We start from the raw sequence: 14,337 nt of genomic DNA on the forward strand, positions 1-14,337 counted from the left end.
CGGTTCGATGTGCGCCGACAGGTTTGGGTTCTTTTGAATCGTAACCAGGTGTCTTGCTCATGATTGAAATATTCGGTGTGCCTCTCCCGGCCTTGATGGGGCAATTAATTCTCGGACTGGTCAATGGCTCGTTTTATGCCATGCTCAGTCTGGGACTCGCGGTCATTTTTGGCCTGCTCAATATCATCAACTTTGCCCATGGTGCCCTGTACATGGTGGGTGCTTTTCTGGCCTGGATCGGGCTTAATTATTTGGGCATTGGTTACTGGTGGGCGCTGATTCTGGTGCCGCTCGTCCTGCTCGGCGTGGGCATGGTGATTGAGCGCTGTCTGTTGCAATGGCTCTACAAGCTTGATCATCTTTATGGTCTGCTGCTGACCTTTGGTTTGTCGCTGATTCTTGAAGGACTGTTTCGCAGCCAATATGGTGTGTCGGGCATGTCCTATGAAATGCCCGAGGCCTTGTCGGGAGCGCTCAATCTTGGTTTCATGTTCTTGCCCAAGTATCGCGCCTGGGTTGTTGTTTCCGCTTTGGTGATCTGTTTTACGACCTGGTTTGTGATTGAAAAGACGCGGCTGGGTTCGTACCTGCGTGCCGCGACCGAAAACCCCAAATTAACCCAGGCCTTTGGCGTCAATGTGCCGATGATGGTGATGTTGACCTATGGCTTTGGGGTGGCTCTGGCGGGGCTGGCGGGCGTGCTGGCGGCACCGGTCTTTCAGGTCAGCCCGATGATGGGTTCCAACCTGATATTGGTGGTGTTTGCGGTGGTGGTGATTGGCGGCATGGGCTCCATCATGGGGGCCATCATCACCGGTCTTGGCCTGGGTGTGATTGAAGGTCTGACCAAAGTGTTTTATCCAGAACTGTCGGCTACGGTGGTATTTATCATCATGGCCATTGTGCTCATCATTCGTCCGGCAGGACTATTCGGACGGGAGAAATAAGCATGACGCAATCTGTTCAAACTTTACAGGCGCCGATCAAGGCGGTACGCGACAATCGTCAGGGCATTCTGATTCTCTATGCCGTACTGTTTGTGGGCGGCTTGCTGGCACCTTTTGTGATCTATCCGGTGCTGATGATGAAGGTGCTCTGTTTTGCGCTCTTTGCCTGCGCTTTCAACTTGCTGCTGGGTTATACCGGCCTGCTGTCATTTGGCCATGCCGCCTTCTTTGGCTCAGCCGCCTATATTGCTGGCTATACCATCCGCGACTGGTCATGGCCGCCGTTAGTGGGCATTGGTGCCGGTGTGTTGGTGGCCGCGGCTTTGGGTTGGCTGTTTGGTATTTTGGCGATTCGTCGTCAAGGCATTTACTTTGCGATGATTACCATGGCACTGGCGCAGATGGTCTATTTCATTCTGCTGCAATCGCCCTTTACCGGCGGTGAAGATGGTCTGCAGGGCGTGCCCCGTGGCAGCCTGCTGGGGATTGATCTGGCCAATGACATCAACCTCTATTACCTCATCTTTGGCATTGTGGTACTGGCGTTCTGGTTGATCTATCGGGTTATTCATTCACCCTATGGTCAGGTGCTCAAAGCCATCCGCGAAAACGAGGCGAGGGCGGTGTCGCTGGGCTATGAAGTGGCCAAATACAAACTGCTGGCCTTTGTCCTCTCGGCGGGCTTGGCGGGCTTGGCCGGTGCACTCAAAATGCTGGTCTTTACCTTTGCCTCGTTGACTGACGCGCATTCCTATCAATCGGGTGAAGTGATCCTCATGACCATCCTGGGTGGGATTGGCACCGAGTTGGGTCCGGTAGTGGGCGCAGCCACTATTGTGCTGCTGGAAACTGGCCTGGCTGACAAGGTTGGCTCCCTGGTCAGCGTCATGATGGGCTGTATTTTTGTGATCTGTGTACTGGCGTTTCGTCGTGGCATTGTCGGTGAAGCCACTGCACTGTACCAGCGCATGACCGGGCAGAAGTACTGAATACGTTGCTGTACTCAATACGGTGTAGGGGTATTTTTATAGAATCAATAAATACGCACTTAAGCAATTAAAAAATCCTCATACTCATAGAGAGTATGAGGATTTTTTAATGTTTTCGACAGGTTTTCAGTACAACCGCTTGACGTTGAGATTGTGCTTTTCAGTTTGCTGCAAGTCATTGGAAACCGAACCGATGTGTACTTCCCGCCAACTCATATTTAAATTTTAAACACCTCACATCAGGATGATGTCGTACTGCTCCTGACTGAAGCTGCTTTCCACTTGCAATGAAATCGGCTTGCCGATGAAGTCGCCCAGCATGGCCATATGCTGTGACTCATCTTCCAGAAATAAATCAATGACGGATTGCGAAGCGATGATTCGAAATTCACGTGGGTTGAACTGGCGTGATTCGCGCAGAATTTCCCGCAGAATGTCATAGCAGACGGTGCGGGCAGTCTTGACTTCACCTTTGCCATTGCAGGTCGGGCAGGACTCACACAACACATGCGCCAGTGATTCGCGAGTGCGTTTGCGCGTGACTTCGACCAGTCCCAACTGGGAAAAGCCCGACACGGTAATGCGGGTGCGATCCTTGTCCAACGCCCGTTTGAGTTCACCGAGTACCGCTTCACGATGCTCGGTGTTTTCCATGTCAATGAAATCGAGAATGATGATGCCGCCCAGATTGCGCAGCCGCAGCTGCCGTGCAATCGTATGCGCTGCTTCCAGATTGGTGCGAAAAATCGTGTCGTCAAAGTTGCGCGCACCCACAAAACCACCGGTGTTCACATCGATGGTGGTCATCGCTTCAGTCTGATCAATGATGCAATAACCGCCAGACTTGAGGTCCACGCGGCGTGATAAGGCCTTTTCAATTTCGGCATCAATATTGTAAAGATCAAACAAGGGGCGCTCGCCCGCATAATGCGACAGTCGATCTATCACGGTCGGTGTGAATTGCTCACCAAATTTTTTCAGACGGATATAGTTTTCGCGGGAATCAATCTGAATGCTGGCGGTGTCTTCATTGACAAAATCACGCAGCACGCGCAAACCCAAGTCCAGATCCTGATGCAACAGGGTCGGTGCCGGTTGAGTGCGACTGGCCTCCACAATGGCCTTCCAGGATTTACGTAAAAATTCAATATCGTTGGCGATGTCTTCTTCGCTGGCTTCTTCAGCCATGGTGCGCACGATATAGCCGCCTTTTTCTTCGGCCGGGCGCAGTTTATTCATCAGGTCACGCAAGCGGTTGCGATCGGTTTCTTCTTCAATCCTTTGCGAAATACCAATATGCTCATCCTGTGGCAAGTAAACCAGGGTGCGACCCGCCACACTGATTTGCGTGGATAGCCGCGCGCCTTTGGTACCGATGGGGTCTTTGACCACTTGCACCATCAGGGTCTGACCTTCAAAGAGGGTCTTTTCAATCGCAATCTGCGGTGCATGTTCCACCACTGCGCCAGGCTCCTTTTTTTGCCAGAGATCGGCCACATGCAAAAAAGCGGCGCGTTCCAGACCAATATCAATAAAGGCCGATTGCATGCCTGGCAGTACACGGGCAACTCGGCCCAGATAAATATTACTGACCAGTCCGCGGGTCAGGGTGCGTTCAATATGGATTTCCTGAACGGAACCCTGCTGCACCACGGCAACGCGGGTTTCCTGAGGGGTGATATTGATGAGGATGTCTTCTGCCATGGACTGATTGAGTGATTAGACAATATCCAGCCCCAAGTGCTTGAGCGCCTGGGCTGTCTCGAAAAGCGGGAGCCCCATGATACCCGAATAACTGCCCACAATATGCGTTACAAAGGTGGCGGCCTTGCCCTGAATGCCATAACCACCGGCTTTGCCATAACCTTCACCCGATTCCACATAGCGCAGGATGTCGCGTTGGCTCAATACATTAAAGCGGACATTGGAAACGGATAACTGCAATTCATGCTGCTCGCCCAAGCCTACGGCAACGGCGGTCAAGACTTGATGTTCCTTGCCTGATAGTGTGGTGAGCATGCTGCGCAAGTCAGCTTCATCGGCTGGTTTACCCAATATATGGGTGCGCAAGGCTACTGTGGTGTCGGCCGCCAAAATCGCAGCAGGTGGCAGGCCACGACGTTGCAAACGCAATTGTGCGGCAGCCAGCTTGAGCAAAGTCACCCGCTTGACATACTGCGCGGGTGCTTCGTTAGGCAGAATGATTTCGAGCGCTTCGGCATTTTCATCGGCATCGGGCAGCAATAATTCAAATTTGACGCCAATCTGAGTGAGTAATTCCTGACGGCGCGGGCTTTGGGAGGCGAGATAAATAAAATCGGGATTGGACATGGACTTCTACTTTTTTTGCGGTGCAGCGAGCTTTAAACCTCGTTTATACCGCGCAAACCGCCACTTTGACCGATTGGCAAGCCTAATTGACGTAATTCAATATTGTGACTTAACGGTGACTTACACGCGATGATACGGATGATTGGTGTTGATGGACCAGGCACGATAGAGTTGTTCGGCCAATAATACCCGCACCATACCATGTGGCATGGTCATGCTCGATAGCCGAATCAGCCCTTGGGCTTTTTGTTTGATGATCGGGGCGAGGCCATCGGCACCTCCAATCACAAAGCAGGTGTCGCCGCCTTCGCGTTGCCAGCCAAGCAGTTTTTTGGCGAGTGCCACGGTGGTCAGATCTTCACCGTGTTCATCCAGGGCAATCAGTCGAGCCTGTTTGGGGAGGGCAGCCAGAATCCGTTCGGCTTCCAGTGCCATCACCTTTTCGACTGGTTTGGCTGCGGAACGGACTTCGGGCTTGAGTTCTTTGAGGCTTAAGGCCAGTTCCGGTGGCATGCGCTTGGCATATTCCTGAAAGCCGGTTTCAATCCAGCCGGGCATCTTGTGCCCGACTGCAATGATCTGCAAGGCCATTGCTTATTCGCTAGTAGAACCAGCCGATTTCTTGGCAGCAGCTTTTTTTGCAGGAGCTTTCTTGGCCGTAACTTTTCTTGGTGCGGCTTTTTTGGCTGGCGCTTTGCTGGTGACTGATTTTTTTGCAGGTACCTTTTTAGCAGCAGCCTTTTTGGCGGCCACTTTTTTCGCTGCAACTTTTTTAGTCGCAACCGTTTTAGTTTCGGCTGATTTGGCTACGGTTTTTTTAGCCGGTACTTTTTTATCCGATTTCAGCGCTACTGGTTTGCTACCCCAGATTTCTTCGAGGTTGTAATAGGCGCGCAACGCTGGTTGCATGATGTGCACGATCAGATCGCCGCAATCCACCAGCACCCATTCGCCGGTCTCCTCGCCTTCAATACTGATGATATGGCCACCGTTTTCCTTCACCTTGTCACGCACGCTGGCTGCCAATGCCTTGGTCTGGCGATTGGAAGTACCGCTGCAGATGACAATCCGGTCAAACAGGCTGGTCAGATTGACGGTGTCAAATAGCTTGATGTCCTGGGCTTTGATGTCTTCGAGCGCGTCGATGACGAGTGCTTGTAGTTGTTGAATATCCATTGATTAGTTTTGATTTTCTATATAAAGATGATGTTGTTGAATGTAGTCTAGCACTGCCGGGCCTAAATAATCGAGTGGTGCAATCCCGTGAGCCAACTGGTATCGAATCGTGGTGGAAGAAATATCCACTGCCAGGGTGGACGCCAGAATGACTTTGCCATGACTGGCACGATGCAATTGCGCTGGTTTGGTCAGACCTTTTTCTATCTGGTTTTGCAGGGTGGCCGCCAGCGTCGCCGTTTCCAGTGAATAGCCAGGTCTGGCGGCAATACACAGATGCGCCAGTTCCAATAACCTTTCCCATTCGTGCCAGGTATGCAAACGCGCCAACTGATCGGCACCAAGCAATAAACAGAGCGAAGCATCTTTGCCATATTCATTGCGCAGCTCGGTCAGTGTTTCAAAGGTATAGCTGGCCTTGCCACGCAAAATCTCGCGCTCGTCAATCTTGACCTGCACCGGATGATCATGTCCCAGGCGCGCATTCAGATCCTGCATCGCCAAAGCCACCATGGCAACCCGATCCGTGGCATTGGCGATCAAGCCACTTTTTTGCCAGGGATTACCTGCCGGAATGACCAGTAATTCATCAAGCTGCAGCAACTGGCAAAACAATTCGGCCAGTGCCACATGACCGAGATGAATCGGATCAAATGAACCACCAAAAATACCAACCCTGCGTCGTGGGGATGTTTTTTTCAAATCAGATCCAGTCACGCGCGGTCAAAAACTGTTCTGTCAGACTGGCTTCGGCCGAACCTGCTGCGGGTTGCCATTGATAACGCCATTTGACGATCGGTGGCATGGAAACCAGAATCGATTCCGTACGTCCACCGGACTGCAGGCCAAACAGGGTACCACGATCAAATACCAGATTGAACTCCACATAACGACCGCGGCGATAGGCCTGAAAATCGCGCTCCCGCTCACCATAAGGCGTACTCAGACGCTTTTGCAGAATGGGTGCGTAAGCCGGCACAAAATGATCACCAATCGAGCGGATCATCGCAAAGCTCTGTTCAAAGCCCAGTTCGGAAAAATCATCCAGAAACAGGCCGCCAATGCCACGCGGTTCTTTACGATGCTTGAGATAGAAATACTCATCGCACCATTTTTTAAAGCGCGTATAAAGACCTGCGCCAAAGGGCTCCACCGAATCCTTGCAGGTTTGATGAAAATGTCGTGCATCTTCTTCAAAACCATAATAGGGTGTCAGATCCTGGCCACCACCAAACCACCAGACTGGCTCGGCATGCTCGGCGCGCGCAATAAAAAAGCGCACATTCAGATGAACCGTGGGCGCATAGGGGTTACGTGGATGCAGCACCAATGATACGCCCATGGCTTCCCATTCGCGTCCTGCCAGTTCAGGTCGATTGGCCGCTGCCGATGGTGGCAACTGCATGCCCTTGACATGGGAAAACAGCACGCCACCACGTTCCAGCACGGCATTGTCTTCGGTCACGCGTGAAATGCCACCGCCACCTTCAGCACGTTCCCAACTATCCGTGATGAAAGGCTTGCCACCCTGAGCCAGCTCAATGGCTTCCAGACTTTGCACAATACGGTTTTGCAGATCAAGCAGATAAGTTTTGACAGCATGGCTGTCGATGGGGGCGGCGGAACGGATAGGAGCAGTCACGAGCGATATGAATCTGGCCAATTCAATGAGCAGATTTGCATAAAAAAACGCCATTCTACCTGTTTGGCAGTGTGATTGACCTTAAAACCGCTGTAAACCGCCAAGATGCCAAGGAAAGTATCAGATCGAAGGCGTTTACCAGAAAGACACCAAGTAACCACAAAGCACACCAAGAAAGGCGGGTAATCAAGCGCGTACGATATGCTTTTAACTTCGTGTCCTTTGTGTCTTTGTGGTAAAGATTTTGATCTTAAAGTTTTCCTTGGCGCACTTGGCGTCTTGGCGTCTTGGCGGTTCAATAGACAATATCTGGTTTATTTAACCATCAATCAAGGCACGGCGATCGCGATCGACCTTGTTGATATAGCGTTGCAGGAGCGACAGCATCGGGCCGGGCAGATCGACAAAGCGGCAGCCAATATGAGGACTGTTGCTGCCGCTGGTGGCGATGCCATCACCGCTTTCAATATAGCGGACTTCCAGTGCGGAGATGATTTCGCCAAATTCGGGCAGCACAATGCGGCCACGATGCAGCATGTCACCAACGCTGAGCTGGATGCCTGGATGAGTCAGCATCACGCCGATACCGCCACAACTGATGTCGACAATTCTCAAATCAATGATGGCCTGTTTTTCTGCGGGCATGCTGGCGCGGCAAACCACTGGCTTGGCTTTGGAGGTCGGCACGCGGTAAAAGTCACGGCGTTGCAATCGCAACAGGCTGGTGGGTAATGCTTTACGTAATGCCGGGCGGCCTTCAAAAGCAATTTGTTCGGCGATGCTTCCGTGAAACTGAATCTTGATGGCATCCAAAAAAGTCACGACAGCGAGCCGGTTGGCAGCCAGCAATTGCCGATTGGCGCGTTCATCAGCACCACAGTCGAAATAGAGATGGCCATTTTTTTCGTCGATATGCAGTAATTGCGTGACGATGAAGTCGTTACCCATATTGAAGTAAATGGTCACAAAGGCGCGGGCCTTGATGACTTTCTTGAGAATGGCAATGATCTCCACCCGTGACTCAACCTGATACTGTTGCAGATCGGATGGATTGTTTTCAGGCCTCGCGGCTTCGAGCATGTTCATCATATTGGCTCACTGTTTTTTTTGATTGATGAATTGATTAAATGACTGCTTCTTGTTTTCCAACTGGTAAAGCCAGGCCAGTAATTCAGCCACTGCGGTGTATAGCGCAGGCGGGATATGCTGATCCAGATCGACTTGCATCAGCAGGGAAACCAGATCACGTGATTCATGGACAAAGATGCCGGCCTCGCGTGCACGGCGAATGATTTCGTCAGCCATCAGTGCCTTGCCTTTGGCGACCACCTTGGGGGCAAAGGCACCCGCTTCATAGGCCAGTGCCACTGCCTGACGAAAATCATGTTGTTTAAGTGAATTGTTGCTGGTGGCGGGCGGCGTGAATAAGGGTGCCAGCGCATGGGCTTTGCTGTCAGGCGTGGTTTGCTTACCAGTACGGTTGCGGGAAGGATTAGCGCTCATCACGCGTTCCTTTCAGCAGCTTGGGCGTTGTGGCCGCCAGATTGACTGCATTGGCCGGATTATCCAGCCGCGACCGAATGCTGATGCCGGCCACACTCAAACCTTTATCCTGTAAATACTGGTTCAGTTTGTCGCGCGCCTTGTCCATTTGCCGGGCAGTGAGGCGATCATCGGTCTTGATCCAGATATTCAGTCGTCCCTGGTGTTGTACCAGTTCGGCATCAATCTCGCCAAGCGCCGGCAAATGCAAGACCAGATGGGTGCGCCACTGCTCACCGGCAGTGCCAGAGCCGCTGCCTTCATCGGCAATTTCAATGCGTGCCTGCTGGCCTTGCCAGACTTCGACATCACCCACAAAACCGCGCTTTTCCAGTACCTGCAGTTGCTCGCGCAAGAGGCTGGTGATTTCCTTGGGCAGTTGCTGGTTGTCTTTGATATCGGCCAGGAGCGGTGCTTCATTGCCATTGAGTACGGCGGCCTGCGGTTCCTTGCGCAGTTGTTCGATGCTGCGCTCGCCATCAATCCATTGCTTGAGATGTGCCTCGTAAAAGAGGCCGCTTTTGTCGACTACGTTTTCCAGCTCGTGGGCGAGTTGATCGGTATGAAAGATGGACGTCTGATCCAGCTTGGCCACCACATTGGCTTTGCTTGCGGCTACCTTGTTGTCATCACTGGCTGTTGTGCCGGGTAAGGCTGCTTGGATGAGTTTAGGCGCTTCTTCGGTTGGTGTTTGGGTCAATTGCCCCAAGAGACTGGCCAAGGGGCTGAAGTGGGTGGCCTGATCGGTCACATCATGGCTGGCAGCGCTGAATGTTTCGGCCTCCGGCGCATTGGCAAGAAGCAGCCGCAAGGCAATCTGATCGCCGGTTTTGGCGGGTGCATTGAGATTGACTTTGGCCTGGATGGTGCCCGCTTCACCTTGCAATTGCAGGATCGCCTGATTGCGAGGATCAATCGCCATGACTTGCGCTTCGACCCAGCGATTGGCCAGACTGGCCAGCAAATTACGGTCAGTCACCGACTGCTCGGAGAGTCGCAACACACCCACCAATGCGCCCACACGTGAGCGTTCCGGCGCGACACTTTTGGTCGCCCCGTTGGCATCAAATGGGGTGATATTGAACATGGCGTTATGACGCTCCGTCTTTAAATCAGTGTTGCTCCTCCGTTCAAGTTTTCTGTTACCAGTCTGCTTGATCAGCGGTACGTTGACTTCAATTGCTGGTCTTGCTGCCCGCTCATGATGAGTGACTCAATATGCTTCATCCACGGCTCGGTCAGATTGCGGATGGCAGCATCATTGGCCAGCATATGTTTGAGCAGGGCCATACGTTTTTGCTGGTCTTCAGGGCTGAGTTGCTTGGGATCATCAATCGACTTGAGGTCTTTGATCTTGCGTGCACATTCATTTTCAACGGCACACAGGGTTTCCCAATCATTGGCCCTGGCCGCAGCCAGCATGCGGTCAGTGGTTTCTGCAATGGTTTCGTAGTGGTGAATCAAACTCACTTTGGTCATTTTTTTTCCTAACCTGCTCTTTATCCCATGGCAGGCAGCTAGGGTGTTCCAGTGATACTTTTTGGTTTATTGTTTTCAGCCCTCAGCATAAGGTTTGTCAGAATTTTGAAAGCGCCAATAAGCTGTCTTTTTTGTGCGCTATTTCACGTTCCTGTTTTGACCTATGCCAAAGACTGACCCTCAAAGCGCGAGTTTCAGACTTTGCCTTTGATCGATGACCAGGCAGTGCGCAGGCCATCCAGCAAAGTCACGACTTCATTCAAGCCAGCGATTTCATTGCCAATACTGGCTTTGAGAATGCGTCGGCACATATAGTCATACAGCTCAAACAGATTGCTGGCCAATTCACCACCAGCATGCATGTCGAGCGAGGCTTTGAGGCCTTCATCAATAATCCGAATGGCTTTGCTGATGGCCTGACCCTTGGCTTCAATATTGCCGGTCTGAATATGGCCTACTGCGTGATGCAGTGAATCAATCGCCCCGTCATAAAGCATCTGAATCAGGTGATGCGGATCGGCTGTGTTGACGCCGGTTTCCATTTGCACATTGGCATAGGCGCTGGCACCAAATCGATTTGCTGCGTACATGGTTTTCTCCATCATTGTTTTCCTTCTTGTTTTATCGACTTTTTGCGGCGCAAGTTGAGCCCTGTTTTGTGCAAAGTTTCAACTTTTTGTAACCCTGCTTGCGGGTTGATGAAGCTACTGATCAAAACCTGGTATGTTTTGATACTCCAGAGTAGTAAAAAAATAGCCATAATAAAAACGCACCTAAGAAGGTATATATTGATATATACAGATTGGGGGTATGCTTGTTATAGGCATTTTCAAGACAATGCCAGCAGGCTGTCCAATGACGGCTGGCGGGATTTTCTGGTCGTTGTTTTGGCGGTGACCATTTGCTGCAAGGTTGCCGCTATTTGCTGGATGGGTGCTTGCCAGTCACCGGCAGTTTGCTGGGTAAAAAATTGCAGACTTTGATACCAGAGTGGCTGACTGGTATGAGCAGTCCAACGCCAGCTTGGCGTGATCGGCAACATCGCCAGAGTGGTCTTGCCTAATGCACTGGCCAAATGCAGCAAGGCCGTATCGACCGTGACCACTGCATCCAGATTGGCGATGACGGCCGCCGTATCATCCAAAGAAGACAGTTGCGCGCTTAAATCAATACCATGGTGAAATACGTCGGTAAATGGTTGCGGCTTGCCTTGATGGGGATGACCCACTTGTAGATTGACCCATTCAATATCCGGTAATTGCGCCAATGGGTGTAAATCAGTGAGCGCACAACTGCGTTGGGTATAGGGCATTTCTTCGGTCACATGTGCCACTGAAGTCGCCCAGGCAATGCCAACCCGCAATTTACCGGAACGCACTGGCAAACGGGTTTGCCAGCTTGCTTGCAGTTGTGGATCACCGCTTAAATAGGCAGGCAGGGCTTGTTTGCTGCTTTGATCCAGACCCAAAACCGCGGGCAAACTCAGCAAGGGGCAATGATGTTCATGCACAGGCCAACTGGCGGGATCCAGTGTGACGGTGGCAATCGCAAAACTGCGCGCCATTAAACTGGCCAAGGTGGCCGGGCAGGCGAGTGTGATTTGCGTTGCGGGTTGTGCAGTATTTTGCGAATTTTGTTGCGCCATTTGCTGTTTCACTTGATTGATCCAGCGCGCCGCCTGAATCATATCGCCCAAGCCTTGTTCGGCAATCAGCAAGATGTGACTGCTGTTCTGACCGTGCCAGCGGGGTGTAGCCGGGGTGTGGCAAACTACGGCACCACAGTCGAACCGGGCTTCGTAATCTTGCCAGCCACTGGCAAAACGTCCCAGACGTAATCGATTTAAACCACGGTGATAGCGATGCATTGCATGGTTGGGCGCCAGCGTCACCAGCTTATCGTAGCAGCGATCGGCTTCGACATAATCATTTTGCATTTCGAGCAGTTGCGCGCGTAAAGTCCAGCCGATTTCCGAGCTGGCATTGATGGACAAGATTTGCGCCACCAGGCGACGTGCCTCTTGCATCTGGCCTAAAGCCAGGTAAGCCTGGGCACGACCGGCCCGTGCCGACTCGCTCATTGGCAAGTGTTTGAGAATGCGATCAAACTGTTGCATGGCCAAGCATGGTTCCTGCAGACTTAAACAGAGACGGCCAAACAATTGACGCAACAACAAGTCATTAGGAAATTTCGCAATGCCTTGTTCCAGCAAGGGCAAGGCATCATCCAGCCGATGTTGCGAGAGCGCCGCGTAAGCCTGTTCAGCAATGAGGCTGGCCGGGGAGTTCATGAGTAACTCCGCTGTTGATCGGCCACAATCGCTGCCAGCATGAGTTGGACGGACTTGATCACCGGTTGCCAGCCTTGTGTCAGACTGGTTTGACGGAACAGGCGCATGCTGCTGTACCATGGAGTGTCTTCGCCTTCGGTCATCCAGCGCCAGTCAGCAGCAAACGGTAATAAGGTCCAGACCGGCATACCCAGGGCACCCGCCAGATGGACCGGCGCGCTGTCCACGCTGATCAGCAAATCAAGATGCGTCATGAAAGCGGCTGAGTCAGCAAAGTCTTCGATATAAGGATTCAGGTCGATGATGGTTTCTTGCAAACCCAGCTCACCAATCTGTTGTTCCGCGCCACCTTTTTGCAACGAATAAAACTCGCAGCCGGTAATCTCCAACATACCTTGCAATTGCGTCAAGTGCATCGAGCGCATGCGGTCATTGGCATGAGTCGGGCGACCTGCCCAGACCAGCCCGACACGAATCGCCCTGGGCTTTTTGCTCAACTGCGCCATGCGTTCCTGAACGCTCAGATGCAGTTCATCTTTAAGCAATAAATACGGGCCGGATTGCTCTGCGTGCAGCGGATCATAGTTGAGCCGCAATGGCAGACTCATCATCCGTTCAACATAATCACAGCGCGGAATCCGGTCAAAGGAAGCATGGATCGCAATATTGGGATGCTGGCCGACAAACAGTCGCTCCAGTGGTTTGGGCAGCATCAGGGTAACGTTGACGCCATCGTTGGCCAGCAGGCGTACCAGCCGGAAAAACTGGATGATATCGCCATAACCTTGTTCATACACAATCAATAAAGACTTGCCACGCAGGTCAGTCACGCCATCCCAGCGCGGCATATTGGCCCAGATCTGGTCAATGATCATGCGGTCGTTGACCAAGTCGTCGACCAGATAACGGGCTTCGTGATCTTGCCAGCCTGATTCAAACTCGCCCAGGCGCAACAAACCCAGCGCTCGACCAAAGCGTGCGGTATTAAAGTTGGGATCAAGACGCAGGGCACGGTCAAACTGCAGCATGGCTTCATCATAGCGACCAGTCTGAGTCAGCGCACCACCCAGCACCGCCATCCCCTTGAGATGATCCGGATCCAGGCGCAATACCCGGCGAGCGGCCGTCATGGCGCTTTCATAGGCAAAGTCTTCATAATCAACCGTGGCAATGCCCAGCCAGCCCGCGGTACTGCTGGGCGCCTGTTTGCACAATTTGCCAAAGACTTCGCGGGCTTCATCAAGCCGCTTGAGTGCCTTGAGCGCATAGCCTTTGTTATTGAGCGCGTTGGCATGATTGGGGTCAAGAATGAGTGCCGTATCGCAACACTGAATGGCCTCTTCATGCAGTTTCAAGGCAAAGAAGGTGCTGCCCAAATTGCTGTGATAAGTGGGGTCAGCCGGCTTGCGACTGATGGCTTCCATAAAGCAGGAGACGGCTTCTTGCTGACGGTTTAAGCCATTGAGCAATGAGCCGCGCAGGTTATGATGATCAGCCACATCAGGTTCTTCCATGAGCAGCTGATCAGCGATACGCAGCCCCTCTTCATATTGTGAACATTTAAATAGGCTCTTCGCATACCAGGACAATAACTGCGGATGACGCTCACCGTACGACAAAGCGCGGGCAAAAAAATCGCGCGCCTTGGGCATGTCACCAAAGCGAAAATGCGCCTGCCCCAAATCAAACAACAATTGGCCATTATGTGGCTCGGCACTCAAGGCTTTTTCCAGCCAATGCAGGCCTTCCTTCAGATGACCTTCGGAGAGCGTGATCAAGCCCATTTCACGATAGACCGCGGCATTTTTTTGCCCCGACTTGATCGTGCGTTGACCCAGGGCCTTGGCTTGCGACAGTTTGCCCTGCTCACGTAGTTGGGTGAGTTGGGCGAGAGCAGTGGTAGCGGTATTGCTGGAGGCTTGCATAAAAATTCCTTGTGGA

At 52.2% G+C, this 14,337-nt stretch carries 15 protein-coding genes; 2 read left to right on the top strand and 13 right to left on the bottom strand.

Going from position 1 to position 14,337, the window contains the following annotated elements:
- The first annotated feature begins 59 nt into the window (after window positions 1-59).
- Window positions 60-947 carry a branched-chain amino acid ABC transporter permease gene (locus ACMYR3_RS06355; RefSeq protein ID WP_424195603.1) on the top strand — a complete coding sequence of 296 codons (888 nt, stop codon included), beginning with the start codon at window positions 60-62 and terminating at the stop codon, window positions 945-947.
- Window positions 948-949: 2 nt separating this feature from the next.
- Entirely contained in the window at window positions 950-1,936 is a 987-nt protein-coding gene (locus tag ACMYR3_RS06360) for a branched-chain amino acid ABC transporter permease (protein ID WP_424195605.1), read from the top strand.
- 234 nt (window positions 1,937-2,170) lie between these two features.
- Here the strand turns inward: ACMYR3_RS06360 and rng are convergent, their stop codons facing one another.
- The 13 genes from rng to ACMYR3_RS06425 form a co-directional block, all read right to left on the bottom strand.
- Window positions 2,171-3,640 (bottom strand): ribonuclease G, encoded by a 1,470-nt coding sequence (gene rng / locus ACMYR3_RS06365; protein WP_424195606.1) that lies wholly within the window; start codon window positions 3,638-3,640, stop codon window positions 2,171-2,173.
- A 15-nt stretch (window positions 3,641-3,655) separates the two neighbouring features.
- Window positions 3,656-4,267, bottom strand: a complete 612-nt coding sequence (locus ACMYR3_RS06370) for a Maf family protein (protein ID WP_424195608.1) — start codon at window positions 4,265-4,267, stop codon at window positions 3,656-3,658.
- 120 nt (window positions 4,268-4,387) lie between these two features.
- Window positions 4,388-4,858, bottom strand: coding sequence for a 23S rRNA (pseudouridine(1915)-N(3))-methyltransferase RlmH (rlmH, locus tag ACMYR3_RS06375; RefSeq protein WP_424195610.1), 471 nt, complete (start codon window positions 4,856-4,858; stop codon window positions 4,388-4,390).
- Between the two features lie 3 nt (window positions 4,859-4,861).
- On the bottom strand, window positions 4,862-5,443 hold the full coding sequence (gene rsfS, locus ACMYR3_RS06380; protein WP_424195612.1) for a ribosome silencing factor: 582 nt from the start codon (window positions 5,441-5,443) through the stop codon (window positions 4,862-4,864).
- Window positions 5,444-5,446: 3 nt separating this feature from the next.
- A complete protein-coding gene (locus ACMYR3_RS06385; RefSeq protein ID WP_424195614.1) occupies window positions 5,447-6,145 on the bottom strand; it encodes a nicotinate-nucleotide adenylyltransferase in 699 nt (232 codons plus the stop codon).
- 1 nt (window position 6,146) lies between these two features.
- Window positions 6,147-7,085 (bottom strand): oxygen-dependent coproporphyrinogen oxidase, encoded by a 939-nt coding sequence (hemF, locus tag ACMYR3_RS06390; protein WP_424195616.1) that lies wholly within the window; start codon window positions 7,083-7,085, stop codon window positions 6,147-6,149.
- 318 nt (window positions 7,086-7,403) lie between these two features.
- On the bottom strand, window positions 7,404-8,174 hold the full coding sequence (locus tag ACMYR3_RS06395) for a flagellar brake protein (protein ID WP_424195618.1): 771 nt from the start codon (window positions 8,172-8,174) through the stop codon (window positions 7,404-7,406).
- Window positions 8,175-8,180: 6 nt separating this feature from the next.
- A complete protein-coding gene (locus tag ACMYR3_RS06400; RefSeq protein ID WP_424196390.1) occupies window positions 8,181-8,522 on the bottom strand; it encodes an EscU/YscU/HrcU family type III secretion system export apparatus switch protein in 342 nt (113 codons plus the stop codon).
- A 55-nt stretch (window positions 8,523-8,577) separates the two neighbouring features.
- Complete coding sequence (locus tag ACMYR3_RS06405) at window positions 8,578-9,714, bottom strand: flagellar hook-length control protein FliK (protein WP_424195620.1); 1,137 nt, start codon at window positions 9,712-9,714, stop codon at window positions 8,578-8,580.
- A gap of 71 nt (window positions 9,715-9,785) precedes the next feature.
- Window positions 9,786-10,106 (bottom strand): flagellar protein FliT, encoded by a 321-nt coding sequence (locus ACMYR3_RS06410; RefSeq protein ID WP_424195622.1) that lies wholly within the window; start codon window positions 10,104-10,106, stop codon window positions 9,786-9,788.
- Window positions 10,107-10,300: 194 nt separating this feature from the next.
- Complete coding sequence (fliS, locus tag ACMYR3_RS06415) at window positions 10,301-10,696, bottom strand: flagellar export chaperone FliS (RefSeq protein ID WP_424195624.1); 396 nt, start codon at window positions 10,694-10,696, stop codon at window positions 10,301-10,303.
- 239 nt (window positions 10,697-10,935) lie between these two features.
- Complete coding sequence (locus ACMYR3_RS06420; RefSeq protein ID WP_424195626.1) at window positions 10,936-12,396, bottom strand: tetratricopeptide repeat protein; 1,461 nt, start codon at window positions 12,394-12,396, stop codon at window positions 10,936-10,938.
- Entirely contained in the window at window positions 12,393-14,321 is a 1,929-nt protein-coding gene (locus ACMYR3_RS06425) for a tetratricopeptide repeat protein (RefSeq protein WP_424195628.1), read from the bottom strand. Before ACMYR3_RS06425 ends, ACMYR3_RS06420 begins: the two co-directional genes overlap by 4 nt.
- Window positions 14,322-14,337: the final 16 nt, after the last annotated feature.

It is taken from the genome of Ampullimonas aquatilis, from assembly GCF_049675895.1.
Lineage (GTDB): Bacteria > Pseudomonadota > Gammaproteobacteria > Burkholderiales > Burkholderiaceae_D > Ampullimonas > Ampullimonas aquatilis.

Excerpts from the sequence above, each read along its gene's own strand:
- ACMYR3_RS06395 (WP_424195618.1), bottom strand. The coding sequence starts at position 8,174 with ATGATGAACATGCTCGAAGCCGCGAGGCCTGAAAACAATCCATCCGAT.
- fliS (WP_424195624.1), bottom strand. The coding sequence starts at position 10,696 with ATGTACGCAGCAAATCGATTTGGTGCCAGCGCCTATGCCAATGTGCAA.
- rsfS (WP_424195612.1), bottom strand. The coding sequence starts at position 5,443 with ATGGATATTCAACAACTACAAGCACTCGTCATCGACGCGCTCGAAGAC.
- rng (WP_424195606.1), bottom strand. The coding sequence starts at position 3,640 with ATGGCAGAAGACATCCTCATCAATATCACCCCTCAGGAAACCCGCGTT.
- ACMYR3_RS06405 (WP_424195620.1), bottom strand. The coding sequence starts at position 9,714 with ATGTTCAATATCACCCCATTTGATGCCAACGGGGCGACCAAAAGTGTC.
- ACMYR3_RS06420 (WP_424195626.1), bottom strand. The coding sequence starts at position 12,396 with ATGAACTCCCCGGCCAGCCTCATTGCTGAACAGGCTTACGCGGCGCTC.
- ACMYR3_RS06370 (WP_424195608.1), bottom strand. The coding sequence starts at position 4,267 with ATGTCCAATCCCGATTTTATTTATCTCGCCTCCCAAAGCCCGCGCCGT.
- ACMYR3_RS06425 (WP_424195628.1), bottom strand. The coding sequence starts at position 14,321 with ATGCAAGCCTCCAGCAATACCGCTACCACTGCTCTCGCCCAACTCACC.
- rlmH (WP_424195610.1), bottom strand. The coding sequence starts at position 4,858 with ATGGCCTTGCAGATCATTGCAGTCGGGCACAAGATGCCCGGCTGGATT.
- ACMYR3_RS06355 (WP_424195603.1), top strand. The coding sequence starts at position 60 with ATGATTGAAATATTCGGTGTGCCTCTCCCGGCCTTGATGGGGCAATTA.
- ACMYR3_RS06360 (WP_424195605.1), top strand. The coding sequence starts at position 950 with ATGACGCAATCTGTTCAAACTTTACAGGCGCCGATCAAGGCGGTACGC.
- ACMYR3_RS06410 (WP_424195622.1), bottom strand. The coding sequence starts at position 10,106 with ATGACCAAAGTGAGTTTGATTCACCACTACGAAACCATTGCAGAAACC.